Annotated in this window: 29 protein-coding genes; 24 read left to right on the top strand and 5 right to left on the bottom strand. The window is 49.5% G+C overall.

Annotated features, from left to right (window positions below; genetic code table 11):
• Positions 1 to 3: 3 nt before the first annotated feature.
• From larE to rpsT, 3 genes are all read right to left on the bottom strand, one after another.
• Positions 4 to 825: an ATP-dependent sacrificial sulfur transferase LarE gene (larE, locus tag SLIP_RS08250; protein ID WP_013175822.1), complete on the bottom strand. Its 822-nt coding sequence runs from the start codon at positions 823 to 825 to the stop codon at positions 4 to 6.
• Positions 826 to 1,022: 197 nt separating this feature from the next.
• Complete coding sequence (locus SLIP_RS08245) at positions 1,023 to 1,625, bottom strand: ferritin-like domain-containing protein (protein WP_013175821.1); 603 nt, start codon at positions 1,623 to 1,625, stop codon at positions 1,023 to 1,025.
• 186 nt (positions 1,626 to 1,811) lie between these two features.
• Positions 1,812 to 2,084: a 30S ribosomal protein S20 gene (gene rpsT / locus SLIP_RS08240; protein WP_013175820.1), complete on the bottom strand. Its 273-nt coding sequence runs from the start codon at positions 2,082 to 2,084 to the stop codon at positions 1,812 to 1,814.
• 189 nt (positions 2,085 to 2,273) lie between these two features.
• Here rpsT and SLIP_RS08235 point away from each other — a divergent pair, with 189 nt between their 5' ends.
• The 12 genes from SLIP_RS08235 (at position 2,274) to mtaB (ending at position 15,403) form a co-directional block, all read left to right on the top strand.
• Entirely contained in the window at positions 2,274 to 2,609 is a 336-nt protein-coding gene (locus SLIP_RS08235) for a phage holin family protein (protein WP_013175819.1), read from the top strand.
• A gap of 167 nt (positions 2,610 to 2,776) precedes the next feature.
• Positions 2,777 to 3,820, top strand: a complete 1,044-nt coding sequence (spoIIP, locus tag SLIP_RS12125; protein ID WP_013175818.1) for a stage II sporulation protein P — start codon at positions 2,777 to 2,779, stop codon at positions 3,818 to 3,820.
• Between the two features lies 1 nt (position 3,821).
• Positions 3,822 to 4,061 carry a hypothetical protein gene (locus SLIP_RS08225; protein ID WP_013175817.1) on the top strand — a complete coding sequence of 80 codons (240 nt, stop codon included), beginning with the start codon at positions 3,822 to 3,824 and terminating at the stop codon, positions 4,059 to 4,061.
• 169 nt (positions 4,062 to 4,230) lie between these two features.
• On the top strand, positions 4,231 to 6,036 hold the full coding sequence (gene lepA / locus SLIP_RS08220; protein WP_013175816.1) for a translation elongation factor 4: 1,806 nt from the start codon (positions 4,231 to 4,233) through the stop codon (positions 6,034 to 6,036).
• 80 nt (positions 6,037 to 6,116) lie between these two features.
• Positions 6,117 to 7,253: a radical SAM family heme chaperone HemW gene (gene hemW / locus SLIP_RS08215; RefSeq protein ID WP_013175815.1), complete on the top strand. Its 1,137-nt coding sequence runs from the start codon at positions 6,117 to 6,119 to the stop codon at positions 7,251 to 7,253.
• 97 nt (positions 7,254 to 7,350) lie between these two features.
• Positions 7,351 to 8,382 carry a heat-inducible transcriptional repressor HrcA gene (hrcA, locus tag SLIP_RS08210; protein WP_013175814.1) on the top strand — a complete coding sequence of 344 codons (1,032 nt, stop codon included), beginning with the start codon at positions 7,351 to 7,353 and terminating at the stop codon, positions 8,380 to 8,382.
• Positions 8,383 to 8,561: 179 nt separating this feature from the next.
• A complete protein-coding gene (gene grpE / locus SLIP_RS08205) occupies positions 8,562 to 9,227 on the top strand; it encodes a nucleotide exchange factor GrpE (protein WP_013175813.1) in 666 nt (221 codons plus the stop codon).
• Between the two features lie 42 nt (positions 9,228 to 9,269).
• Positions 9,270 to 11,069, top strand: coding sequence for a molecular chaperone DnaK (gene dnaK / locus SLIP_RS08200; protein WP_013175812.1), 1,800 nt, complete (start codon positions 9,270 to 9,272; stop codon positions 11,067 to 11,069).
• 129 nt (positions 11,070 to 11,198) lie between these two features.
• Entirely contained in the window at positions 11,199 to 12,344 is a 1,146-nt protein-coding gene (gene dnaJ / locus SLIP_RS08195) for a molecular chaperone DnaJ (RefSeq protein ID WP_013175811.1), read from the top strand.
• A gap of 47 nt (positions 12,345 to 12,391) precedes the next feature.
• A complete protein-coding gene (gene prmA / locus SLIP_RS08190) occupies positions 12,392 to 13,318 on the top strand; it encodes a 50S ribosomal protein L11 methyltransferase (protein ID WP_013175810.1) in 927 nt (308 codons plus the stop codon).
• Positions 13,312 to 14,073 carry a 16S rRNA (uracil(1498)-N(3))-methyltransferase gene (locus SLIP_RS08185; protein ID WP_013175809.1) on the top strand — a complete coding sequence of 254 codons (762 nt, stop codon included), beginning with the start codon at positions 13,312 to 13,314 and terminating at the stop codon, positions 14,071 to 14,073. The genes prmA and SLIP_RS08185 overlap by 7 nt, the downstream gene beginning before the upstream one ends.
• Positions 14,069 to 15,403 carry a tRNA (N(6)-L-threonylcarbamoyladenosine(37)-C(2))-methylthiotransferase MtaB gene (gene mtaB, locus SLIP_RS08180; protein ID WP_013175808.1) on the top strand — a complete coding sequence of 445 codons (1,335 nt, stop codon included), beginning with the start codon at positions 14,069 to 14,071 and terminating at the stop codon, positions 15,401 to 15,403. The genes SLIP_RS08185 and mtaB overlap by 5 nt, the downstream gene beginning before the upstream one ends.
• Positions 15,404 to 15,429: 26 nt before the next feature.
• Here mtaB and SLIP_RS08175 read toward each other — a convergent pair whose 3' ends face one another.
• The gene (locus SLIP_RS08175; protein WP_013175807.1) at positions 15,430 to 15,657 is read right to left on the bottom strand and encodes a YgaP family membrane protein; all 228 of its coding nucleotides are present in this window, start codon (positions 15,655 to 15,657) and stop codon (positions 15,430 to 15,432) included.
• A 272-nt stretch (positions 15,658 to 15,929) separates the two neighbouring features.
• Between SLIP_RS08175 and SLIP_RS08170 the strand changes: the two genes are divergently transcribed.
• The gene (locus SLIP_RS08170; protein ID WP_013175806.1) at positions 15,930 to 16,268 is read left to right on the top strand and encodes a histidine triad nucleotide-binding protein; all 339 of its coding nucleotides are present in this window, start codon (positions 15,930 to 15,932) and stop codon (positions 16,266 to 16,268) included.
• A 78-nt stretch (positions 16,269 to 16,346) separates the two neighbouring features.
• A complete protein-coding gene (rpsU, locus tag SLIP_RS08165) occupies positions 16,347 to 16,526 on the top strand; it encodes a 30S ribosomal protein S21 (protein ID WP_013175805.1) in 180 nt (59 codons plus the stop codon).
• A gap of 67 nt (positions 16,527 to 16,593) precedes the next feature.
• On the opposite strand, the gene SLIP_RS08160 is transcribed toward rpsU, so the two are convergent.
• Positions 16,594 to 17,736: an HD-GYP domain-containing protein gene (locus tag SLIP_RS08160; protein ID WP_013175804.1), complete on the bottom strand. Its 1,143-nt coding sequence runs from the start codon at positions 17,734 to 17,736 to the stop codon at positions 16,594 to 16,596.
• Positions 17,737 to 17,953: 217 nt separating this feature from the next.
• Here SLIP_RS08160 and yqfC point away from each other — a divergent pair, with 217 nt between their 5' ends.
• From yqfC to SLIP_RS08110, 10 genes are all read left to right on the top strand, one after another.
• Positions 17,954 to 18,232, top strand: coding sequence for a sporulation protein YqfC (gene yqfC, locus SLIP_RS08155; protein ID WP_013175803.1), 279 nt, complete (start codon positions 17,954 to 17,956; stop codon positions 18,230 to 18,232).
• 13 nt (positions 18,233 to 18,245) lie between these two features.
• On the top strand, positions 18,246 to 19,460 hold the full coding sequence (gene yqfD / locus SLIP_RS12120; protein ID WP_013175802.1) for a sporulation protein YqfD: 1,215 nt from the start codon (positions 18,246 to 18,248) through the stop codon (positions 19,458 to 19,460).
• Between the two features lie 78 nt (positions 19,461 to 19,538).
• Positions 19,539 to 20,531, top strand: coding sequence for a PhoH family protein (locus SLIP_RS08145; protein ID WP_013175801.1), 993 nt, complete (start codon positions 19,539 to 19,541; stop codon positions 20,529 to 20,531).
• Between the two features lie 2 nt (positions 20,532 to 20,533).
• Positions 20,534 to 22,738: an HD family phosphohydrolase gene (locus SLIP_RS08140; RefSeq protein WP_013175800.1), complete on the top strand. Its 2,205-nt coding sequence runs from the start codon at positions 20,534 to 20,536 to the stop codon at positions 22,736 to 22,738.
• Positions 22,701 to 23,177: an rRNA maturation RNase YbeY gene (gene ybeY / locus SLIP_RS08135; protein WP_013175799.1), complete on the top strand. Its 477-nt coding sequence runs from the start codon at positions 22,701 to 22,703 to the stop codon at positions 23,175 to 23,177. Before SLIP_RS08140 ends, ybeY begins: the two co-directional genes overlap by 38 nt.
• Positions 23,174 to 23,539, top strand: a complete 366-nt coding sequence (locus SLIP_RS08130) for a diacylglycerol kinase family protein (protein ID WP_013175798.1) — start codon at positions 23,174 to 23,176, stop codon at positions 23,537 to 23,539. Before ybeY ends, SLIP_RS08130 begins: the two co-directional genes overlap by 4 nt.
• 13 nt (positions 23,540 to 23,552) lie before the next feature.
• Positions 23,553 to 23,978, top strand: coding sequence for a cytidine deaminase (gene cdd / locus SLIP_RS08125; protein WP_013175797.1), 426 nt, complete (start codon positions 23,553 to 23,555; stop codon positions 23,976 to 23,978).
• Positions 23,968 to 24,852 (top strand): GTPase Era, encoded by an 885-nt coding sequence (gene era / locus SLIP_RS08120; RefSeq protein ID WP_013175796.1) that lies wholly within the window; start codon positions 23,968 to 23,970, stop codon positions 24,850 to 24,852. Before cdd ends, era begins: the two co-directional genes overlap by 11 nt.
• Before the next feature lie 11 nt (positions 24,853 to 24,863).
• Positions 24,864 to 25,535, top strand: coding sequence for a deoxyribose-phosphate aldolase (gene deoC / locus SLIP_RS08115; protein WP_013175795.1), 672 nt, complete (start codon positions 24,864 to 24,866; stop codon positions 25,533 to 25,535).
• A gap of 87 nt (positions 25,536 to 25,622) precedes the next feature.
• Positions 25,623 to 26,141: a hypothetical protein gene (locus SLIP_RS08110; protein ID WP_013175794.1), complete on the top strand. Its 519-nt coding sequence runs from the start codon at positions 25,623 to 25,625 to the stop codon at positions 26,139 to 26,141.
• The last annotated feature ends 12 nt before the right edge of the window (positions 26,142 to 26,153 follow it).

The raw sequence follows: 26,153 nt of genomic DNA, 5'->3' as shown, positions 1-26,153 counted from the left end.
GGATTACTCGTTTGGTTCAAGCAATTCATTCAGGCTTCCGGTGCGATAGCCTTCGAGATCTACCGCTACGTAGCGAAAGCCGGTCGCTTTGATGGCCCGCACGATGTCATCAATTCCGGGTTGCTGGAACAAGCGCACAAGGTCCTGGCGCGGAACCTCGATCCGAGCTACTTCACCGTGATGTCTCACGCGACATGGGGAAAAACCGGCATCCGACAATACCTTTTCGGCTTTTGCTACTTGCTGCAGGGCAAGGGCTGTGATCCTCTGTCCGTAAGGAATGCGCGAGGCGAGACAGGCTTGAGCCGGGCGGTTCCAAGTGGGCAGATCCAGTTTGAAGGAAAGGGCTCGTACATCGTCCTTGGTCAATTGAGCTTCCTGCAATGGGGATTTAATTCCGAGTTCCAGAAGAGCTTTAATTCCGGGGCGGTAGTCAGCAAGGTCGGAGTAATTAGAACCATCGATAACGTTACGAAACTGCCGCTCGGCTGCCAGGCTCAAGAGCTGACGATAGCGCCGCAGCTTGCAGTAGTAACAGCGGTCGGGGGGATTAGTGACAAAAAGGTCGTTTTGGAGCTCGTTGCCTTCGATCACCAAGTGTTGAGCGTCCATTGATTGAGCAAGCTGCAGGGCGTGGGTCAGCTCGTTTTCCGACTGGATTTCCGAATGGAAAGTGACTGCCAATACCTTAGTTCTCCCCAAAACGTCTAAAGAGACCTTTAAGAGTAAAGTGCTATCTGCTCCCCCCGAAAACCCGAGGACAACGCTTTCCAATGATCCAACGATCTCCTGTAATCTTGCTAACTTGGTTTCAAGGATGTGCATACTGCAACAGCTCCTCACATGTACGCAGCAGGATCAGAGTAGCTCGATGGCAAACTTCGAGACTCTTCGTATTTGTGCTTAATTTCAATATCAAGGTATCATGGACAACATCATTTAGACAAGGTGAACACCAAAAACTCAAGGCTCCTTAAAAGGCAGGGTAGAAAGGCAATCCTGGGCTTTCGGGTGACTTAAAACTACTTGTTCTTATTCTTACAGCAATACTTGTTGAACTTTTCGGTAAGGAGCCGTATGTGTTCTTTTTCATCTTTTATGATTCTGGCGAGGATTGCCCGAACGTATTTATCATCTATAGCGTCCAGGTGGCGATGGTACTGAGAGATAGCGTCCTTTTCTCCTTGTATGTCGGCTGCCAACATGTCGCAGATGCCGCATCCATAGTAAATGCGGTCTCCTTTCCACCAACTGATAGTCTGGTTACAGGGTGCTCCGAACTTAGGCTTGCCTCCCAACCTGATAATAGCCTCTGCCAGCATTTCCATGTGGGTCATTTCGACCAAGGCGATACATTCCAAGAGGCTTGCCAGGTCTGGGTAATGTTCATTCAACAGGTGATGGTGATATAGATACTGAGTTATGGCCGACATCTCGCTTATGCGGCCGGCGTGGTCTTCCATTAAGAGTGTGGCATAAAAAGGATTGGGATTTTCGACCATGACCGGCGGATAAGGCAAATGCTCGGCGCACCACCTAGGCTTGTGTTTTTGGGTTTCAACATTCTCATGATCCTGCCTGCTACCGAATCCTTCTGTAGCGGTTGCATATTCTATGCGTATCACCACGACCTTTCCTCCTCTCAACAGTTCTCCTGCAGTAATCTATGTTAAGAGGAAAGAAGAGGTGACAATACCAAAGATTATCAGGAGGTGCTGGTTCTTAAAAAACTAAAAAACCTGTCTTGGTGACAGGTTTTCTCATAAAAATGATTCTGAGCTGAGATTAAATGACTATCCTTTGCCCGCTTCTTAATCGGTTCCCGCTGCGGACTTAAAACGCTTGGCTAACCTAGACTTCTTTCGAGCCGCCGTGTTCCGGTGGATAATTCCTTTAACTGCGTTCTTATCAATAACGGAAATAGCCTTCTTCAGCTTTTCCTGGGCCAGCTCCAGGTCCTTGCTAGCTAGAGCCGCTTCGAATCTTTTGATGGCGGTTTTCATGGCCGATTTGTTGGCAGCATTGCGAAGGCGGTTTTCTTCAGCTTTGCGGGCCCTCTTAGCCGGAGTCTTGCTTTTGGCCAATTTTCCACCTCCTTTTTATCCAAAAGTCAACAAGTTCACTATAGCATTCCTTCACCCAAAATGCAACTGAGGTTGCATAGTTTTTTGACGGTTAAGGAAATCTATGAGTGTAAGAAGGCGAGCAAGTAGTTGACCAATGCCATAATGATGAGTCTGCGAGGACTGTCAGGGTGAAAGGAGGTGAGTTTAGTGAATTGGCTCGGTGCTGTCGTCCGTTTCGTGGTATCAGCCTTGGTTTTGATGGCAGTCGGTTGGTTGCTTCCAGGAATAAAGGTTAACGGGTTTATAGGAGCCTTGATCGCCGCGGCTGTAATCGCTATTCTCGGGTACATCGTGGAGTTGATACTGGGAGAACGGATTTCCCCGCGCAGTCGAGGTATAGTAGGGTTTATTACTGCGGCCGTGGTAATCTATGTGGCCCAGTTTATCGTTCCGGCCTATCTTTCTGTCTCTCTGGTAGGAAGTTTGCTGGCCGCGTTTGTCATAGGTTTAATCGATGCATTCGTGCCTACCGAACTAAGGTAGCACATATATAAGTTCCAACTCGGGTTGGAACTTATACATAACTTGTCCTTCGAAAGCCGGACCTGTATCCGGCTTTTATTCTGGCATGGAGCTGTCCAACTTTTCGTAATATTGATGATGTTCCTACAATAAGATTTATTGAATGCGGGCATAAGGGGGAGGGGAAGATGAACAGAACCCATTTTTGGCATCTGGTTAAGGGACTAGTTTACGTGCAAGTGTTGGCAGCGGTCATAATCGCCGGGATAACTTTTAACCCTAATCGAGGGTTGACCCAGCTGTTCGACTGTGCGCTCGCTCTTATGAAAACCCTGCACACTGCTTACGGACTCAACCTGACAACAGAAACGGCTGAAACCGTGTTTTCCCAGTCCAGCATCGTGTTAGCGTCTCCTTCACCTTTAGTACCACCTGGGGTTTATGGATGGTTACGCGTATTCTTTGCAGGTCCAGAAGACATGCTCTTTTCCCATATTCAGGCTATGGCCAACGTTCAAGGGTCTAAGCTCGATTCAATATCTAAAAGTGAGAACAATGTTGATTCTCCACCTCAAGCTGTTTCCAATGACGAGAGTGTCAATAAGGAAGAGGCGGCTGACTTGAAGGGAACAAAATTGGCTTTTTACTGTACTCATAACGGGGAATCGTATCGCCCCGACTGCGGTGAATCGCGGCTCGAGGGGGAAAAAGGCCATGTCAATCTGGTAGCAGCCGCCCTTCAAGCCGAGACAGCGAAGCGGGGTTTTACCTCATTTCACGTGAAAACTGTGCACGATTACCCGGATTTTGCAGCTTCCTATGCCGAGTCCCGACAGACCGTCCGGAGTCTATTAGAGAAACACCCAGATCTTGCTGCGATCTTCGATGTGCACAGGGACGCTTATCCCCAGGCCCGCCCCGACTCTATAGAGATCAACGGGAAGAGCGCGGCTCGAATACTTATAGTGGTAGGCACTGACGAGAGGAAACCTCACCCTAACTGGAGGAAGAACGCAGAGTTTGCGCAGGTAATCTATGAAAAAGGGGAAACTATGTATCCGGGCTTAATTAAACAAGTGCGATTCAAAGCCGGAACCTATAACCAGGAGTTCCATCCCCACGCGCTTCTCATAGAGTTCGGAAATGACCAGAACTCATTGAGCGAGGCTCTTTATTCGGCTCAATTGTTTGCAGACATACTATACGAGGTGTTCAAGGAGGGTGAACGGTAACGTGCAACTCGTCATCCGGTTTTGTTTGGTACTGGTTATTGTGTTTCTGTGTATTGAAGGGCTCAACGTGGCGGCACAGGGGATATCCGCGATGACTTTAGAGAAAGAGGGCCCGATACTGGCGTGGTCGATAGGGCAAAAGGGGGAGGTGGTATTCACTTGTCTTGGCGAGAACCGGAGCTTAGAAACCGGCGAGATAAGAGGAGTATACAGGAGGCTGGAAAGGGTATTATCTCATTGACCGTGGCTGGGACGAATCTCGGTCACGGTTTTTGCTGATCAAAAGGTTGAGGGAGGATTGTTAACGGTCATGGAAGGATGATAGATTGAAGACAGTAGCCGAAATTAGGTATAATTGACAGCGTAACCTGAAGTCAGCGGCTGATACCGAATGTTTTGGGGGTCTAAGCTTGCGAGAGAGGATAAGGAATTTCTGTATTATTGCCCATATCGACCACGGAAAGTCCACTCTGGCTGACCGCTTGTTGGAGTTTACCGGAGCTTTGTCGGGAAGGGAAATGCGAGACCAGTTTCTCGACCAGATGGACTTGGAACGGGAGCGTGGTATAACTATCAAGTTACAGCCGGTTAGGTTGCGCTATGTAGCGGACGATGGGCAGGAGTATATTCTAAATCTTATTGACACTCCCGGTCACGTGGATTTCACCTACGAGGTGTCGAGAAGCCTGGCTGCCTGCGAAGGCGCTTTGCTGGTAGTGGATGCTTCGCAGGGTATCGAGGCGCAAACCCTGGCCAACGTGTACCTGGCCATGGACCAGAACCTGGAGATAATCGGAGTTATAAACAAAATAGACCTGCCAAGTGCCGACCCGTCCCGTGTTGCCCAGGAAATGGAGGACGTATTGGGGCTTGATAAAGAGGAGGTTATACTGATTTCGGCCAAGATGGGAATCGGCATCAAGGAAGTGTTGGAAGCAGTGGTGAATAAGATCCCGGTTCCCAGCGGAGAGCCTGAACAGCCATTGCGAGCGCTTATCTTTGACTCTTATTTCGATCCTTACCGCGGAGCTATTTCGTATCTGCGGGTTTTTGAGGGTACGGTGAAGCGAGGAGACCGTATCCGCATGATGTCTACCGGCAAGGAGTTTGAGGTCACCGAGGTCGGTGTATTTTCACCCTTTATGAGGCCGGTGGAAGGGCTAGGACCCGGTGAGGTGGGCTACCTGGCAGCCGGTATCAAGAATGTTCGAGATACGCGGGTCGGTGATACCATAACCTTGGCCGAAAACCCAGCGTCAGAAGCTTTGCCGGGGTACCGCCAAGTGAAGCCGGTGGTGTTTTGCGGTCTGTATCCCGTAGAAAACAGCCAATTCGAGCATTTGAGAGATGCCCTGGAAAAGCTGCGGCTCAACGATGCTTCTCTCCATTTTGAACCGGAAACATCAGAGGCGCTGGGCTTTGGCTTCCGTTGTGGGTTTTTGGGTCTGTTGCATATGGACATTGTAAGAGAGCGTTTGGAAAGAGAATATGACCTGGAGCTGATTGCCACGGCTCCCAGTGTTGTATACCAGGTTCACCTGACCAGCGGTGAGGTGGTAGGTGTCGAGAACCCGGCCAAATGGCCAAATCCTCAGTTTATTGTCAAAGTGCAGGAGCCGGTAGTCAGGGCGGTTATTATGATGCCTGATGACTATATTGGCGGGGTTATGGAGCTTTGTCAGGAGAGGCGCGGGCTGTTTAAAAACATGGAATACTTGTCCCCACACCGGGTTATGCTTACCTACGAGTTACCTCTGGCTGAGATCATCTACGATTTCTTCGATGTGTTGAAGTCACGAACCAGGGGATACGCATCGCTTGACTATGAAGTAATAGGCTACCAAGACTCTGACCTGGTGAAACTAGAAATACTGCTGAACGGGGAACCGGTTGATGCTCTTTCGGTTATCGTTCACCGGGAAAAGGCGTATATGCGGGCAAGAGGGTTGGTAGAGCGGTTACGGACTATCATACCGAGACAGTTGTATGAAGTTGTTATTCAGGCGGCCATCGGCAGCCGGGTAATCGCCCGCGAATCCATCAAGCCCAAGCGCAAAGATGTTTTGGCCAAGTGCTATGGTGGTGACGTCACCCGCAAGAAAAAGCTATTAGAGAAACAGAAAGAAGGAAAGAAGAAGATGAAGCAGATTGGCCGGGTGGAAGTTCCGAAAGACGCTTTTATGTCTGTTTTAAGCGTTGAATCTGAGAAGAAATAAACGGGCTTCGATGCTGGCAAGAGACCTAAGCCGGGCAGTTGTTTCGTCGGGTGTAGATGTTATGGAGGAAGGTATCGGATTTGCCTGCAAGCATCTATGTGCATATTCCGTTTTGCGTGAGAAAGTGTCGCTATTGCGATTTCTATTCCGTGTCTTACCACGAAGAATTGGTTGCTCGATACGTTAAGTGCTTGTGTGCGGAGATAGAAGAAAGAGCCCGGGATCTGCAACAGGCTGAGGCCGTCAGAACATTGTATCTAGGGGGAGGAACTCCTAGCCTGTTGGATCCGGCTTGCGTGGCCACGATTATCGACAAGATAGGGTCGGTTTTCGGGATACTGCCGGAGGCAGAAATAACCCTGGAGGTTAATCCTGGTACCGTCAACTTGAAGAAGATGGCCTCGTACCGGCACGCTGGTATCAACCGGGTGTCCTTGGGTGTGCAAAGTTTCTTCGACGACATCCTTCAGTGGCTAGGGCGTTTGCACAGCCGACAGGATGTAAAAACGGCTTTTGATGTATGCTTGAAAGCCGGTTTTGACAACATCAGCATCGACTTGATGTATGGGGTGCCTGGGCAAGACTTAAGCCGATGGAGGGAGGGCTTGGACAATGCTCTAGCTCTGAATCCTCAGCATGTGTCGGCCTATCTTCTCCAGCCGGAGGCAGACACCCCGTTGGGCCGTTCAGTAGCGGCAGGGGAAGTGGAGCTGCTTTCCGAGGAAGAGGAGCTGGCCCAGTACGAGTTGGCGGTCGATGTTCTCACCGGGGCGGGATATCGACATTACGAATTATCGAACTTCGCCCGGCCTGGATACGAATGTTGCCACAACTTGAATTATTGGCAAGGGGGACAGTACCTCGGAATAGGCGCAGGAGCGGTTTCTTTCTTGAAGTTAAATAGATACCAAAACGACCCAAACGTAGACGCTTACATCCAGAGCTTGAGCGCAGCTACTCAGCCCCCGAGGTCAGTGCTGGAATGTTTGAACGAAGAAGGTATTGTGCGCGACCGGATTGTGCTCGGTTTGAGGTTAATGGACGGAATTGATGTTGAAGGATTGAAGCGTTCATACGAAGTTGACTTTTCTTTGCTGTTCGGATCTTCAGTCGACAGGCTTATAGAACTGGGATTAATAAAAAGGAAAGGCAGCAAATTGTGCCTTTCAAGAAAAGGTTATTTCCTTTCGAACGAGGTTTTTCGCGAGTTTCTCTAAAAAGGAGCTGCCTTGACAAATAAAGGCTTGGGTGTTATTTTGAGAATAGCAGTGTTTAGCACTCAACTAACGAGAGTGCTAACAGAGGTGAACTGGTATGGTGTTAGATGAGCGAAAAAAGCTTATTTTAGAGGCGATTATCAAAGATTACGTGGAAACCGCAGAACCGGTAGGTTCCCGGTCCATCGTTCGCAAGCACCAGCTAGGGGTTAGCCCTGCTACCGTAAGGAATGAGATGGCGGATCTGGAAGAGATGGGTTTTCTCGAGCAGCCTCACACTTCAGCGGGCAGGATACCTTCTCAGTTGGGGTTCCGGTATTACGTGGACTGCATGATGGAAAAGGAAGAATTGGCGGAAAACGAAAAGGAACTGCTGCATAGGGTTTTATCCGATAGAATAAACGATATCTTTGAGGTAATAAGGCGTACCGGGGTTACTCTTTCTCAATTCACTCGTTATGCATCGTTTGTCATCAGTGGTCCTATCAAGGTGGCTGAGATAAAGTCGGTGCAGTTGGTGCGGATGCAAAAAGGCACTGCTCTGGTGGTACTGGTAACGTCTAGCGGGGTTATTCTTCATAAGTTAATTGACACGCCGGAATCGATTCAGGCCCATGATTTGGAAAAGATATCAGCCTTTTTCACCCGAGGCCTAGCCGGGGTCAAACTGGGTGAATTGAGTCGAACCAGTTTAAAATCACTGCGTGATGAACTGTTGAGCCAGAGGAGGGCCATTGATCGGGTTCTGGAGGCAATAGATGAGCTGCTGCAAGCTTCGGATGAAGAAAAGGTGCTCATCAGCGGTGCCATTAACATGTTGAACGAACCCGAGTTCAGAAACCCGGATAAGTTAAAGACGGTGCTGGGCATTTTGGAGGAAAACAGCCTGTTTAAGAAGGTTCTGAATGATCCCGGGCCCCAAGAGGTCAGGATCAAGATCGGGCGCGAAAACGAAGTGGAGGAGATTCAAGAGCTGAGCCTGGTGTTTACCAGCTATGAGATAAACGGCCAGGAAATGGGCAAGATAGGCTTGATCGGGCCGGTAAGGATGCAATACTGGAGGGCAGCAGGGCTGGTGGAGTCTTTTCGAGATGTCGTGGAGGACGTAATTCGCAAGCTGATGATGTAGTCGAGAGCGTGCAAAGTGAGCTTCTTAATATCAGGGCCCTGCTTTGTGCTGGCCCTGATTATGGTTTTGAACAATAATGTTGTATCGGTGCTTTGATTCAGGCAGGAATCAGCCCGTTTAAATTCGGGTTTCCATATCAATTAAAGGGTATCACTACTGTTGGAGTGAGGTGAAACTGGGTGAATTGGTTGGAGAAAGAGCCGGGGCACGAACTAGAAAAGAAAGATGAGTTCGGTAACGAGGATACGGAAAAACTTATTAATGATAATGAAGCCGGGGGAGGGCCGCCGGATCCGGGACACGCTGACCAGGCGACGGAAACCGAAACCGTTTATGAGATCGACAAACTGGGGCAATTGGAAAAAGAGCTAGAAGAAAAAACCCGTGAAAGCAGCGAAAACTACGAGAGGTTTTTGAGGGCTTTGGCAGACATGGAGAACATGAAGAAGCGGTTTCAGAGAGAAAAGGAAGAGTTGCTTCGTTTTGCCGCCAGGCCTTTAATCGAAAAGCTGTTGCCCGTAATAGACGACTTTGCGAGGGCTGTTAACGCGTCAAAAACAACCCAGGATTTCGACGGGTTGTGCCAGGGAGTGGAAATGGTTCAAAAGAAACTGCTGGAAGTTCTGAGGAGCGAGGGAGTAACTCCGATTGAAGCGCTGAACCAGCAGTTTGATCCTCAATATCATGAATCGCTGGTTGTGGAAGATAATCCCAACCTTCCGGATAATGTGGTGATAGAAGAATTTCAGAAAGGCTATATGATGAGGGGGCGCCTGCTCAGGCCTAGTCTGGTGAAGGTGGCGCGCAACCGGGACAACACTGAAGAGCCAGCAAACAACGAATAGGCTATAGTGTCATCTAATCTTCATCAAATGGAGGTGCAATCTATGGGTAAAGTTGTCGGAATCGACTTAGGTACTACAAATTCAGTTATAGCGGTTATGGAGGGAAATGATGTAACCGTAATTCCCAACGCTGAAGGAGAGAGGATCACGCCTTCAGTCGTGGGATTTGCAAAGAACGGAGAAAGATTGGTTGGAAGGGTAGCGAAGCGCCAGGCGGTAACTAACCCCGACCGAACAGTCCTTTCAATCAAAAGACATATGGGTACGGATCACAGGGTAAAGATTGATGACAAGAATTACACTCCGCAAGAGATTTCAGCTATGATATTGCAGAAACTCAAGACCGATGCGGAAAGCTATCTGGGTGAACCCATCACTAAGGCGGTCATAACCGTACCTGCTTATTTTACCGATTCCCAGCGGCAGGCTACCAAAGATGCCGGTACCATCGCTGGTTTGGAGGTGCTGCGGATTATAAACGAGCCTACCGCGGCAGCCCTGGCCTACGGCCTGGATAAAGAAGGAACCCAAACCATCCTGGTCTTTGATTTGGGCGGTGGGACTTTTGACGTTTCCATTCTAGAGATAGGAGACGGCGTTTTCGAAGTTAAAGCGACCAGCGGCAATAACCGCTTGGGCGGTGACGATTTCGACGAGCGCATCATTCAGTACCTGGTAGAAAACTTCAAGAAAGAATACGGAGTCGATCTGCGCAACGATAAAATGGCGATGCAGCGGTTGAAAGAGGCAGCCGAAAAAGCCAAACACGAACTATCGACCTTGATGACCACTAACATCAATATTCCGTTTATCACCGCTACCTCTGAGGGGCCTCTACACCTGGATACCAACTTGACCCGGGCCAAGTTTGAAGAGCTGACAGCCGACTTAGTCGAGAAGACCATGGGACCCACTCGTCAGGCTCTCCAAGACGCTGGCTTGACACCTGATAAAATTGACAAGGTCATCCTGGTAGGCGGTTCAACCCGCATTCCGGCGGTACAGAAAGCCATCCGGGATTTTATAGGCAAGGAACCGTACAAAGGGATTAATCCCGATGAGGTTGTGGCAGTCGGGGCTGCAATCCAGGCTGCGGTGCTGGCAGGAGAGGTTAGGGACGTGGTTCTTTTGGATGTGACGCCGCTTTCTCTCGGTATTGAAACCCTGGGAGGGGTGTTCACCAAGATCATAGATCGAAATACCACGATACCTACCTCTAAGAGCCAGGTATTCACGACTGCGGCCGATAACCAGACTTCGGTAGACATACACGTTTTGCAGGGCGAGCGGGCGATGGCCAAAGATAACGTAACCCTAGGCAGGTTCCAGCTAGTTGGTATCCCACCCGCACCGCGAGGGGTCCCGCAGATCGAGGTTAAGTTCGATATAGACGTGAACGGTATCGTGCACGTATCGGCTAAAGACCTGGCGACAGGCAAAGAGCAGAAGATTACGATTACGTCTTCCAGCGGACTGAGTAAGGAAGATATTGAGAAAATGGTTAAGGATGCGGAAAAATACGCAGAAGAGGACAAAAAGAAACGGGAAGAAGCCGAGATTAAGAACCAGGCTGACAGCATGATATACCAAGCCGAGAAGACCGTTAAGGACTTTGGGGATAAGGCAGACCGGGCGGACGTGGACCGGGTCAAAGCTGCCAAGGAGGAACTGCAAAAGGCTCTTGAGGGGGGAGACCTCGAAGAGATTCGAAAGAAGACTGAGAACCTGACGACAGCAGTCTACGAGCTGAGCTCGAAGATGTACCAGCAAGCTGGTCCCAATCAGCCGGGCAAAGACGATGTAGTCGACGCGGATTACAATGTAGGAGAAGAGGCAAAATGACTTGGGTTTGTTGCCAAGGGTATCTAAGATGATGCAAGGCGGACAGCTATCTGTCCGCCGCTTGTTCTAGATGGTATAATAACTTGATGAATCTTGTGTGAATTCCCACGCGCGGAAAGGTGTGGTCACATGACCAGTAAGCGTGACTATTACGAAGTGTTAGGGGTTTCTCGAGACGCGTCGCAGGAAGATATCAAAAAAGCCTACCGCAAGTTAGCTTTAAAATATCACCCGGACGTTAATCCGGATAAAAAAGAGGCCGAGGAGAAGTTCAAGGAAATCAATGAAGCTTATGAGGTCTTGAGTGATCCTGAAAAAAGAGCCACTTATGACCGGTACGGGCATGCCGCTTTTGATCCCACCCAAGGCCCAGGCGGCTTCGGAGCAGGGGGATTCGATTTTGGTGGGATGGGCGGTTTTGAAGATTTGTTCGATATGTTCTTCGGCACCGGAACCAGGGGTTCCCGCCGGCGGGGGCCGACTCGGGGACTGGACCGGGAGATGGAGTTAGAAATCGATCTAGAAGACGCGGTTTTCGGTGCGGAGAAAGAGATACAGGTATCGAGGTTAGAAACATGCGATACCTGTAACGGTTCGGGGGCACAGCCCGGCACAGAGATAAAGTCGTGCCCCAACTGTGGCGGAACAGGCCAGGTTAGGAACGTTCAGAGCACGCCTTTTGGACGTTTTGAGACTGTGAGAACCTGTCCTCGTTGCGGAGGACAGGGCAAGGTTATTGAAAAGCCTTGTATGAAGTGCGGGGGTTCAGGGAGAGTCAGGAAAACGCGCAAGGTGACTCTGAGGATTCCAGCGGGAGTGGACGCCGGCTCCAGGTTACGAATGGCGGGAGAGGGTGAACCGGGCCAGTACGGAGGCCCCCCGGGGGATCTTTACGTATACATCACCGTAAGACCTCATAAGGTTTTCGAACGGCAAGGAAACGACTTGGTATGTGAAGTGCCGATTTCCATGGTTGAAGCCGCTTTGGGAGCAGAAATCACAGTACCAACTATCGAGGGAGAACATAAATTGACTGTTCCTGAAGGAACCCAAACGGGTACGGTCTTTAGAATAAAAGGGAAAGGGGTTCCCAATCTCCGTACACACCGCCGCGGCGATGAATTAGTAAAGATAAAGGTCAAGACTCCTACTGGTTTGTCAGAAAGACAAAGGGAGCTTCTACAGGAGTTTGCCCGGGAAGAGCACCGGGAAAAAGAGCTGCCCAAAAAGGAAAAAGGTTTTTTCGATAAATTTAAGGATGCTTTCGGCGGTTAGCCGCTTGCAACGCCAGGGAGTATTAATCGAATACGCGGGGTGGTATTTTGAACTGGAAAGAAATCCGGGTAATGACTGATGAGGCTTGTGGCGAAGCGATAGCTGGACTTTTTCACGAGCTCGGTTGCGGAGGGGTCGTGATCGAGGATCCTTATCTGGCCCGGAGAAAAATCGAAAGCGGAGACTGGGATGCCTATGAACTGCCTCTTGAATTTATTAACCGCGATTTTATCGTGATAAAGGCTTATTTTCCTGAGGATCGGCATATCACGTCGCGGCTCATAGAAGGACTGGAACGGATAGAGAAATGCTTTGGACTTGAATGCCGTTTTTTAGTCGAAGATGTTAACGAAGAGGACTGGGCTAACTGTTGGAAAAGCTATTATCATTCTTTAAAGATTGGGAAACGTTTGGTGATAAAACCGAGTTGGGAAGATTACCGAGCAGAACCTGGAGAGGTGGTTATCGAAATAGATCCTGGGATGGCATTCGGAACCGGCACCCATGCAACTACCAGGTTTTGCCTGGAACTAATCGAGAAATACGTTAGCAAAGACATGACGTTGATAGATATAGGGACCGGTTCGGGGATACTTGCCATCGCGGCTGCAAAGCTTGGAGCAAGAAGGATCATAGCCTTAGACCTCGACCCCGTGGCGGTTCAAGTAGCAAAAGAGAATGTTGCGCGTAACGGGGTCGAGGAGCAGGTCGAGGTATGGAACCTCGATTTTAGAGAGATGCCTGAAACGAGGGCGGACCTAATCGTCGGCAATTTGACGGCTGAACTGGTGAAGGAGTTAGCGCCTAAGATAAGGACCATGTTGGTTAGGGGTGGACACTTCATAGCTTCAGGAATAACCGCAATACAATGGCCACTTGTGGAGGCGGCGATGGAAAGTGCAGGGTTCACGGTGCAGGAACTGACCGAGAACGAAGAAGAGTGGGTAGCGGTGGTGGTTCAGAAGGGATGGTAAGCTTGCACCGCTTTTTTGTTGCTCATGAAAGGATCAAAGATGGGTATGTAATAATCGAGGGGGATGAAGCGAAGCATCTCAGCAAAGTATTACGATTAGGACCAGGTGACGAAGTTCTGGTTTGTGATGGTTCGGGCAAAGAATTGCTGGTGAGGCTGGAGACAGCAGAAAAAGGCCTGATTAAGGGCCGAGTAGTAAACCAAAACCATCCAGAACGCGAGCCAGGCCTGACAGTCGGTTTGGTGCAGGGTGTCGGAAAAGGCGAGAAGATGGATTTCATCGTGCAGAAAGCAGTGGAACTGGGAATAAGTCGAATTTATCCGGTAATGACCGACCGCGGTACCGTAAGGTTGGACGGTGAACGTGCGTTTCACCGGGTCCAAAGGTGGGAGAAGATTGCCAAGGAAGCTTGCAAACAGTGTGGCCGAACAGTTGTGCCTGAAATTAAGGGCATTACGGATTTGACCGTTGTCATGGATGAATGCAGGGATATCCCGGGTCTTTTCTTTTACGAAGGGGAATGGAAGCGGCCGTTGAAGACGATTCTGAGAGAAAATGCCCGGATTTTGCGTGACAGGGGGGTTATCTTGTACATAGGAGCTGAAGGAGGGTTCAGCCTTCGGGAAGCAGAGACAGCTCGCAAAAGGGGAATACTGATGGCGGGGCTAGGACCGCGCATCCTTCGGACTGAGACTGCTGCTTTGGCTGCTATCACCGCGGTTATGTATGAACTGGGGGACTTAGGAGGGAATTGACATCAAGGCTAGGGTCACAGTTTACACTTTGGGTTGCAAGGTGAACCAGGTAGAAAGCGAAAACATAAAACAACAATTCTCAGATTACGGTTACCAGATACTCAGTGGAGACGAAGTGGCAGATGTTTACGTGGTGAACACCTGCGCGGTTACCCACGTTAGTGAGCGCAAGTCCCGGGCAATGCTTCGGAGGGCTAAGCGTAAGAACCCCAAGGCGGTAGTGGTAGCCACCGGTTGCTTAGCCCAGGTGGCGCCAAACTTGCTGGCTGCTATGCCTGAAGTAGATCTGGTTATCGGCAATAGCTCTAAGGATAGGATAGCCGAACTGGTACAAAACCACAGGGGTCAATCTTCAAAGGCGGTAGTTGTGGGTGAACTGTCCAAAGAACCGCTGCGTCGGGGAGCCTGGTGCCTACCTGCCTACGAGAGGACGCGTGCCTTCGTAAAGATTCAGGACGGTTGTGAAAGCTACTGTTCGTATTGTCTGGTTCCTTATGCTCGCGGGCCGGTCAGGAGCAAGCTCCCAGAAGACGTTGTGCGAGAGATAGACTGGTTAGTAAGCGCTGGATTCAAGGAAATAGTCATAACTGGAATTCATACTGGGATGTATGGAAAAGACTTGGCCGATTGGGATCTTGTCAGGTTGTTAGAAACGGTTCTGGTCAAGGTGCAGGGAGATTACCGTTTGCGACTGAGTTCAATCGAACCGACAGAAATCACGAAAAAGCTGATTGAGTTAATGGCTAGTGAAAAGAAGCTATGCCGGCACCTACACATTCCTCTGCAAAGTGGAAGCGACCGGGTGCTGAAACTGATGAACCGGCGCTACACTCGCGGTTTCTATCGGGATCTAGTTATGATGGTAACCGGCCGAGTCCCTGGCACGGCCGTGACTTCGGATGTTATGGTGGGGTTTCCAACTGAGTCAGAGGAGGATTTTCTTGATACTCTGAAGCTGATAGATGAACTGCCATTTGCAGGACTGCATGTTTTTCCCTATTCTCCACGGCCAAACACTGCGGCTACCGACCTTTACCCTCGGGTCGAGAATCAGGTAAAAGAACAAAGGAGCAAAGCCTTACTAAAACTGGCCCGGCACAAACAGCAACGGTTTATTGAAAGTTGTTCAGGCCAGACCTTAACCGTGTTGGTGGAAGAGGTTAAGGAGAACAGCAGGTGCGAGGGGCTAACCGACAATTACCTCAGGGCCGAGTTTTACGGCGGTCAGTTGGACCCAGGCCAGTTCGTATCCGTCAGGCTGGTGACATCATCAGGAATCCCTTCATGGGAGGTTGTGTCCGACAGGGTATCTTCCCATTTTGGGGACTAGTAGGTTTGCCGTGTTTGGCGGTACTGCTACTCTGGATTGTTGGTTTTGCTGCGTTCGGTGGAGAAGTTGAACAGGGTGTAGAGGGGACAGTAGGAGACGGCAGCAGTTATTAGGACAAACGCAGCCAGCAGCAGCATTATTGTGCTCCATGCAGGGCTAAGACTTGGTGAAAGGCCGATAAAGAGAAATACAACTCCTACGACAGCGCGAACAACGCGCTCAGCTTGACTTAGGTTTTTCGCCAATCTGTTCATAGGTTAATAACCTCCTTTGTGTCGTTGGTGTCCGTTCAATTCGCTGTTCCTCGAGATGGCAGAAATTGCCTGTCTTTAAAATAATTGCTTGATAAGTTTCTTTTGTAATTATTATTTGTTAGAATAGAAGAAAATATTTATCGCTAGTTCCGGCGGTTCTCTACATCATCCCTAAGTGTAGAAAATATTGAGGTTCTAACCTTTCATATTCGAAAAGCAGCTTCTGCCCGCATAAATCCTTCGGTAAATCTTTGTTTCAAGGAGGTGAAAGCTTGGAAAACTGTCTGTTTTGCCGAATTGCCGCTGGCGAGATCGAATCTAACAAGGTTTATGAAGATGAGCGAGTTTTAGCCATTCACGACATCAATCCTGTGGCCCCGGTCCACATACTTCTCATACCAAAAGAACACATAAGTTCTTTGCACGAGGTTGATGAGAGCCATACCGAGTTGATGGGGTACGTCCAGGTTATTGCGGCTCGACTGGCGAGGGAACTGGGGCTTGAAGGTTTCAGGGTGGTTAACAATTCCGGCGCTACTGCCGGTCAGAGCGTGTTTCATATTCACTACCATCTATTAGGTGGAAGGGATTTCAGGTGGCCTCCGGGCTAAACTTGACGCTGTTCACCTGAGTAAAGTAAAATAAGAAGGTGTGCTGTATGGTGATGGCTGACGGAGGGGAGGGAAAACGTGAGCGAAGTTAGAGTGGGGAAAAACGAATCTCTGGATTCGGCTTTAAAAAGATTTAAACGCTCTTGCCAGCGGGCTGGAGTTATGCAAGAGATTAGAAAACATGAGCACTATGTCAAACCCAGCGTGAAGAGAAAAAAGAAATCGGAAGCGGCTCGTAAGAAACGTAAATGGAGTTAGGCTTTTGAGGCAGGAATTGGATAACGAAGATTAAAGTCTGGTAGTTGAGTTACCAGGCTTTAGTTTTTTAGCGCCAACCTGTTCGAGGTTTGTTTTGCCGTATTTCGGTGACACTGTTGTTCAGGAGGAGCCTGAACAGTTTGAACTCTTTTCCGGTCAGTATCTTGACTATCTGTATATGCCGTTCTTGGGACAAATCGATTTTGAGCGCCGGGCACAACAGGCTTCCATCGGCATCCACAACTATGGCTATTTGTGGCCGGTAAGGATTGGCTTTGTTTGTAGACAAGACGACAGCAACCTGCCCGTTATTGAGCTTGACCATGCCTCCTACAGGGTAGGGGGCAATGTTGGACATGAATATGTCCAGGATATAAGGATCAAAGTAAACATCGGACAACTTGCGCAAGATAGTAAAGACGTCATCGATTGCGTAACCCTCGCGGTAAGGTCGGTCAGACACCAACGCTTCAAAAACGTCGGCTACGGCTACAATCCGTGCGTACTCCAGGATGTCATTCCCCCTCATTCCCCTAGGATAACCGGATCCATTCCATCTTTCGTGATGTTGGAAGGCCACGTGCGAGGATCGGAGGGGGATCTCTCCCTGGGCTCGCAGCACATTGAACCCGTTTTCCGGGTGCTTCTTCACCAATTCCGAATCGGCTGGAGTTAACGGTCCGGGTTTGTTAAAGACGTCAGGTTTCAGGAATGCCATTCCGATGTCATGAAGTAAGGCACCTACTCCCAATTCCATCAAGCTGAGTTCGTTGTATCCGAGAGAAATGCCGGTCATAATGGCCAGAATGCACACGTTGACTGAGTGAAAAAACAGGATATCGCTGTGGGTAGAAACATCATACATACCGAAAAGGACATCCCGGTTGCTCATGATATCATCAGCCAGTAGACTAACGCTCTTCTTGAGAGCCCGGGTATCTAACTGACCTTTACTGGGTAAGTTTTGGAAGGTATTCTTAAGAGTTTTGGTAACCGAAATGCGAACCGTGGATGAAACAACTTCGGGGATTTCTACGTCGCTCAGGTCATTCTTAACGTAAATCGATGTTAACCCCAAGGTTTTCAGTCGACTTATATAATGTTCGGTAAGGGCAGTGTTCTTAACAAGAAGCGGTTTGCCTTCGCTGTTTACAATGGTGCGCCCCACCAACATTCCCGGTTCCAATTCCTCTATACTGAGCCTCTGCATGAACGATTCTCCCCAGTGCTACTTTTTTTGTGTCACTAAGCCTACAAAAAAATAATATCGTTTTGTGAACCGAGAATAAAGTCCTAAATTTACTGTAAACAACATCTTAGTATAAACTGGTCGGTTGTGGAAGGTCGATGAATTCCGGTTCGTGCCTTGGCATACATTTGTATATGAACAACGTGGTTTCATTTTGGGAGCTGGGCGGGAGGGTACTATGGATAACCGGAGAGAAAAGCTGAACCAGGCTGTTACCGAATTACTCGAGATGCCTCGAGACCTGGTGATGGACCTGCCTAAACTTACGGTCATTGGCCAGGAGGAGCTTTATCTTGATAACCACAAGGGGATAATGAGCTTTGATGGGAACCTAGTTAGGATAAATTTGCCAAGAGGTTTTATCGAAATAGAGGGATCTAACCTTGAGATTAAGACGATTCTTCCCGATGAATTGAGCATTTGTGGGCTTATCCGGGCTATCAAGTATTTCCAGTGAAGGGGGAGCTGGAATGCTTAATGCCAGGTGGGGCAACTTCCTGGGGGGCTTTCTTACCGTAGCGGTCAAAGGTAAGTACCCCGAAAAACTCATGAATCTAGCTTTAGCCCGCGGGATATTTTTGTGGGACGTAAAACGGACTCCAGAAGGAATATGCTTTAGAATCAGAAACAGTGCTTACCAGGCTCTCCAAAACTTGACCGAGGAACATGGATTCGAGTTAGAAGTCATCAACACAGAAGGGTTTCCCTTTTACCGGCAGGTATTGCAGCGCAGAAGAATGTTAATGTGGGGCGCAGGGCTGTTCGTGTTGGCCCTATATCTGTTATCATCTTTCATTTGGGTAATCGAAGTCAACGGGAACGTCAACCTCTCTACTGAGACAATTCTCAAGGCCGCGGCCAGGCACGGGTTGTACGAAGGTGCGATGAAGTGGAACTTGGCTAAGACTGACGTCGAAGACGGTATATTGAAGGATTTACTTCAGCTTTCGTACGTCGAGGTTAACATCAAGGGGGTGAAAGCCCAGATCAAAGTAGTGGAAAAGGTTTTGCCTAACCAACCAGAGGGGCCCTGCCATATAGTTGCCCGGAAAGACGGAATTATTGAGAGTGTATTGGTGCTGAAAGGGCAGGCCCTGGTCAAGGAAGGAGAGACCGTAGCCAAAGGAGATGTCCTCATTTCGGGCATTGTATTTCCGGAAACGAGGTTAGATGGAGAGGATGGACAGGGCGTTATGCACCCGCAAATAGTCACCGCCCAGGGGCAGGTCAAGGCCAGGGTGTGGTATGAGGGTTACGGAGAATGCGGGTTGACCACCCAAAAATCAGTTTTCACAGGAAGATCAGCGGAGAGAATAGTCTTGGTGACTCCATGGGCTCGTTATACTTTGCGTGAATGCGGGGAGAAGTTTAATCAATCCGTGCGTAATCAAAAATCGTATACATTGCAATCTCCTTGGGGAAAGTGGGGGTGGGTGACTACCGTCAGCCGGGAAAAAGAGACCATTACTTTGTCTCATTCTCCTGACGAGGCTTTAGACAAGGCTCGAGGCCAGGCCTTAGAACGGCTAAAGCGAAAACTCGGTTCTGGCGGCAAAGTTGTTGATACTGGTATGAAGACTCTGTCATGTCCTGCCGACTCGGTAGTCAGGGTCAAAGCCTACGCCGAAGTAGTAGAAGAAATTGGGGTGCCGCAGCCCATCAACCTGGAGGCAAATGCACGTTAATGCAGGATTTTAAATATGATATAATGTTTTACGTCGATAAACAAAGTGCCCGGATCGGGCCGGCGGGAGGTCGAGTTTTTGTCCGAAAAAGAAGCCCGGATTAGTATTGTGGATAACCAGGATGCTGCCATATTCTTTGGAGCAAAAGATGCCAATTTTAAGTACCTAGCCAGTATATGTGGTGCTGGAGTCAGTGCCAGGGGTGCTGACATTATTATCAAAGGCCAAGAAGAAGAGGTGGATGATACCTTTGCCCTTATTCACAGCCTTTTGGATATTGTTAAGAACGAGAAACAGCTGACGATTACGGATATAAACTATATGCGTGAGCTCTTAAAGAGGGGTGAACAGCCCAGACATTTGGACATTGTTTCCGGGACTATATTGACAACCGCTCGGGGCAAGGCAGTGAAAGCTAAAACAGTAGGGCAGAAAAAGTATCTTCAGGCTATTATGGACAACGATATCGTTTTTGCTATAGGGCCGGCTGGTACGGGTAAGACGTATCTTGCCGTAGTCATGGCAGTTCGCGCACTACGCAACAAAGAGGTAAGCCGGATTATTTTGGTGAGACCAGCAGTAGAGGCGGGGGAAAAGTTGGGGTTTCTTCCCGGGGATCTGATCGATAAAGTAAATCCTTATCTGAGGCCTCTGTACGATGGTCTTTTTGATATTTTGGGGGTGGATGTGGCCCAGCGTTATATGGACAAGAACATCATCGAAATCGTTCCTTTGGCTTATATGCGGGGAAGGACGTTAAACGACGCCTTTATTATTCTGGATGAAGCCCAAAACACCACGCCCCAGCAAATGAAGATGTTCCTGACCCGGCTTGGGTTTGGTTCTAAAGCTGTAATTACCGGGGATGTCACTCAGGTTGACCTTCCTCGGGACAACTTCTCCGGGTTGATTGAGGTACAGAAGATACTCAAAGGGATTGAGGGTATTGCGTTTCAATACCTGACTAAAGAGGACGTGGTGAGGCATCCGTTGGTACAGCATATTATAGATGCTTACGAGCAGTACGAAGCTTCGATCGACGGGGCGGCTTCTCCGCGGGAGGAAGGCTGACGATGAGTTTATTTTCACGGGGCAGGGACTGGGCGTGGGGAAAACTGATAGGGGTTCTTCGCAGTACTACCACCCGCCGTGCCGTCGGGTACCTGTTTTTTTTCGTCTTATTGACCTTTATCTTATTTACTAATTTTCGTACTTATGGAGTACAGCTGCGACCGGGGCAGATCAGCCCTCGTGACATCAGGTCTCCCGTAACCAGAGTCATTGTAGACGAAAACCGGACCCAGGAACTCAAGCGACAAGCAGCACAGCGGGTCAAGAATGTTTACCAGGAAGATACAGAGGCATTGACCCGGGCTTCAGGGGATATAGATACTTTTTTCGGACAGGTAACTGATTTGAGAAACCCGGTAGAAGTTACTCAGACTCGGAAAGTGGAGGAGCTAACAAGTTTACTTCAGGGGGTTGTTGCGGAAAGAAACCTCAAGCAAGTTAACCCGAAGCAATTGGCTACCTATATTTTAAACGCAGGAGACGATGACCTGGAAAGGATACGGCAACAGTCTCACAAGATACTGGCTGATGTTATGGATAAACCCATAACGGAGGATGCTCTACCGTCGGTTTACCAACAGGCGTTTGAGCAGGCTCGTTCTCTTCAGTTTGCTTCTGAGGCTGAACAAATAATAGCGATAGCTGTGTGTCAAGCCGTAAGACCCAACATGATATTCGATGCCGAAGCCACTCAAAAAGCGGTAGATGAAGCGGTAAAAAAGGTTCTGCCGGTACAGAGAACCATCAAACAAAACCAGATTATTGTTAGAGCCGGGGATCCGGTGACCGAAGAGCACATCGAGATCCTGGAACAACTGGGGTTGCAGCGGAGCGGAAACTTAGGAATGGTTCTAGGGGGAACCGGTTTATTTGTGCTGCTAACCTTTTGGCTCGGAATCGAGTACCTGCGGCGCTATCACCGGGACATTTTGAAGGAAGACCGCTTAATGCTGCTCCTGGGCTTGGTTATACTGATCGTAGTTTTGTTGGCTAAGGTTGTGAGCATCCTGAACATTGGTGGTAGAACCGACGTAAATGCTCTCAATGGCTACCTGATTCCGGCTTCAGTCGGGCCGATGCTAGTAGCAGTCCTGCTTGATAGCCGTCTCGCTTATATGGTGGCGATGATCCTGGCCTTCTACGTGGGGATGATGACCACGGGAAACCAGTTAGGTTTTGCTCTGACCGCTTTTGCCGGGGGTAGCGTAGGCGTTTTCGGCATATCACAATTGAGCCATACCTCCGACCTGGCGAAGTCAGGGGTCTACGTGGCACTTGCCAATGTGGCTAGTTTGTTGACTGTGGGAGTGAGTTCTGGTAATCCGGAAATCAGCACTCTTTTAATCGGGAGCATCATGGGGGTTTTGAACGGTTTTCTTTCGGCTGTGCTGCTAATAGGTTTCTTACCTTATTTGGAGTCCGTGTTTTCCATAACCAGTATGATAAAGCTCTTAGAGTTGTCAAATCCGAACCAACCCTTGTTGAGAAAGCTGCTGGTTGAAGCTCCCGGGACCTATCATCACAGCTTGATCGTAGGTAACTTGGCTGAAGCGGCGGCCGAGGCGGTCGGAGCCCAATCTCTCTTAGTACGAGTGGGGTCGTATTACCATGACATAGGCAAATTGAAACGCCCGTACTTCTTCATTGAGAACCAGATCGGCTTTGAGAACCCTCACGAAAAGATAGCTCCTAGCCTCAGCGCTTTGATCATAACCTCCCACATTAAAGACGGTGTAGAAATGGCCAGAGAGGCTCGCTTGCCCAAGGTTATCGTGGATTTTATTGAGCAACATCACGGAACGAGTCTGGTAAAATACTTTTACAGCCGCGCCTTGGAAGAAGACGGGATTCAAAGAGTCAACGAAGAAGCTTTTCGTTATGAAGGACCTAAGCCCCAGAGTAAAGAGGCTGCTCTTATTATGCTGGCCGATGCCGTGGAGGCCGGGGTTCGCTCACTGACTGACGCCACTCCAGGCAAAATTGAGGGAATGGTCAGAAGAATCATCAAGGACAAGTTAAACGACGGCCAGCTGGAGGAGTGCAACCTGACCTTCCGGGACCTTGCCGTTATAGCCGAGTCGTTTGGTAAGATACTGAACGGGATCTACCATGCCCGCATCGAATACCCGGACAACCTGGCTGAGCAGATTGCAGCGAAGGAGGCTCGACGTGGAAATAACGGTAATAAACCGTCAGACGAAGGTTGATTGGGATCCTGGCCTCGAGATCAAGGTGATTCAGGCCTTGCAAAGAACGGGCCAGATACACGGTTTGCCTCCGGAGACGGAAGTGAGCCTGGTGCTGGTTGACGAAGAGGAAATACGTTCATTTAATCGAGAATACAGAGGGGTAGACAGACCTACCGATGTGTTGTCCTTTGCCTTAAACGAGGGTACCTCGGACGAACCGGGTTATGAGGCTCCTGAAGAGATGGAGCCTGTGCTCGGAGACATAATCATTTCCTTGGAAACGGCTGAAGACCAAGGAAGAGATTACGGGCACGGCCTGGCTCGGGAAGTGGCGTATTTGGCGGTTCACGGGATGTTGCACCTGTTGGGGTACGATCACCAGGATGAGGAAGCGAGGACCGAGATGAGGTTGATGGAGGAGAGAGTTCTCAAAGATGTAGGGCTGGACAGGTTATGAAAAACCGGAATCTGAAGGAAAGCTTTAACTGTGCTTGGGCCGGCATTATCAGTGCATTTCTCACCCAGCGTAACATGAGGTGGCATGGTTTGGCTGCAGTAGCGGCGGTAACATTGGGTTGGGCCCTGCATATCGAGCGTTGGGAATGGGGGTTGCTCTCATTTACTATTTTTCTCGTGTTGATCGCAGAAGTGATGAACACGGCAGTAGAGAAAACGGTTGACCTATATACTGATGCCTACCATCCGGTGGCTCGAGAGGCCAAGAACATCGCAGCCGGGGCCGTACTGCTGGCTGCAGTTGCGGCAGTGGTAACAGGTATCATTATTTTTGGCCCAAGGTTCATAGATTACCTGTCTTAAGGGGGCACTACGGTTGCAGGGAGAAGCCGGCACTGAACAGCTTTGGTTAATTAATATGGCGAGGAAGGCACAAGAGCGGGCATACGCGCCATACTCCGGTTTCAGGGTGGGTGCGGCATTACAGGGCATTTCGGGTAAGGTGTACACTGGGTGTAATGTGGAAAACGCATCATACGGGTTGACTATATGCGCGGAAAGAACAGCAGTGGCCAAGGCCGTTTCCGAAGGCGAACAGCAGTTTAAAGCCCTGGCTTTGGTTGGGGACGGGCAAGGGTTTGTCTTTCCTTGCGGAGCTTGTTTGCAGGTCATGGCAGAATTTGCACCTGATCTGGTAATACTTCTGAGCGATAGAAAAGGTCACGTTGCTACGTTTTCTCTGAAGGAACTGCTCCCGCACACTTTTGCTTTAGACAACAGGGAGGAAAGTAATGGAGACTAAGTCTGGATTTGCAAGCATAGTCGGCAGGCCCAATGTGGGTAAGTCAACCTTCTTAAACACTGTCATCGGGCAAAAGGTGGCGATCGTGTCGGAAAAACCCCAAACCACCAGGAACCGGATACAGGGGATATATACCTGTGAACAGGGTCAGATAATCTTTATCGATACCCCAGGGATTCACAGGCCGCGCCACAAACTAGGCGAATACATGGTTCGCACTGCCCACGCGACGGCGAGAGAAGCAGACGTGGTGCTGTATATGGTGAGCGCCAAAGACGGCATGGAAAAGGGAGACGAGGAAATCATCGAGTTTCTGACCAAGACGAGTGCCCCCGTGTTTCTAGTGGTCAACAAGATAGACCTGGTCGACCAAGATGAGGTATCGAGGTGTATAGGGTCTTTTCATTCAAGATTCCGCTTTGCGGAGACATGGCCTATTTCAGCTATCATGGGGACCAATGTGCATGCCCTTATCAGAAAAATACTCGATTATCTTCCGGTTGGACCCTACTACTACCCTCCGGACCAAGTTACTGACCAGCCGGAGCGGTTCATAGTAGCTGAGCTTATCCGGGAAAAGGCTTTGTATTTCACCCGGGAAGAAGTGCCGCACTCGCTGGCAGTCGAAGTGGAGGAGATGAAGGAACGCAAGGGTAACACCGTTTACGTAAGAGCGGTCGTGTTTACCGAAAGGGATTCGCAAAAGGCCATCGTGATAGGGAAATCCGGGTCTATGCTGAAGAAGATTGGGGAAGCTGCCCGCCTGGATATCGAAAGTTTACTGGGGGTCAATGTATATCTTGACCTCTGGGTTAAGGTTAGAAAAGGCTGGAGAAACGCAGACGCCTACCTGCGGGGTTTTGGGTATAAGTGAGGGGAGATAAAGTGCTGACCCGTAGTGAGATGAGCCGTTATATCGATTCGACGCTGCTCAGGCCGGACGCTACGGCCGAAGAGATAAGGAGGTTGTGCGAAGAAGCTGCGCGCTACCGGTTTTTTGCGGTTTGTGTCAATCCCGGACGGCTAGAGCTGGCAGCTCGCTGTTTGGAAGCTGAAGAGGTAAAACTGTGCACGGTCGTGGGATTCCCTTTAGGGGCGAATGCGACGGTGATTAAGGTAAAAGAAGCTGAAACGGCAATGGAAGCAGGAGCTACTGAGCTCGATGCGGTAATGAATATAGGTTTATTTAAAGATGGCAATTACCGGGCGGTTGAAGAAGAAGTGCAGGGCTTGGCCCGGTTGGTACACGATAGGGGTGGCATACTCAAGATAATAATCGAAACCGGGTACCTTAATCCTGAGGAGATACGACTTGCTACTAGATTGGTGGCCGCTGGCGGGGCTGATTTCGTCAAAACCTGTACGGGATTCGGGCCCAGAGGAGTTGCAGGCGATGATATTATCTATATCCGCAGTTCTGCACCGCCTTCTTTAAAAATAAAGGCCTCGGGGGGGATAGAGAGTTACCAACAGGCTCTGGGACTGATTGAACTGGGGGCAGATCGTATCGGAACTAGTCATGCCCGTTCCATAATATCGGAATTGATGGAGATATAACTTCAGATCACGAATATCTGGAACTGAATTTTGGGAGCATAACTTGGGGAATAATACAGCCATCTTAGCGGGAAAGGGGTTGGCGATGTGGCCATGCGAAGGGCAGTGGCCTTGACTTTCTTGGCTATGATGGTTGTTTTGTTGATCGGTTTGGGGTGGGAGCTTCATGCTAGAGCCGAGGTAAGGAAAGCTAGGGGCGACTATATTGCGGCCCTTCAAAGGTTTGAACAGAAAGCAAAGACCCCCGCAGAAATGGAACGCCTGCCGTGGGCGGCGCAGTACCTGTACCTGAAGTCGAAGGTCTATCCCCAACGGCAGGAAGACCTGGATGCTGCTGACCAGGCCTTGAAGCGGGTAAAGCAATACAAGGGGAAGATACTAGAGCCAGGATTGCGTTCAAGGTTGGGGGATTACATCGGGGTTGCAAACCGGTTGCTTACCTGGACCGAGGAAATGTGGGCCAACGAGAAGGAGATTGACGCGGCCTATTTTGCGAGGGATTGGGGGAGAAGACAGGAGCTGGCGTTGGACCGATCCGCTCTAGGAGAAAAAGGGCAGGAGCTGGTGGAGGCGGAGAGGCGGAAGTGGGAGAAGACGGGGCTGTAGGAAATCAGTTGG

It is taken from the genome of Syntrophothermus lipocalidus DSM 12680, from assembly GCF_000092405.1.
Lineage (GTDB): Bacteria > Bacillota > Syntrophomonadia > Syntrophomonadales > Syntrophothermaceae > Syntrophothermus > Syntrophothermus lipocalidus.
This window is presented reverse-complemented; position numbering and strand designations above follow the sequence as displayed.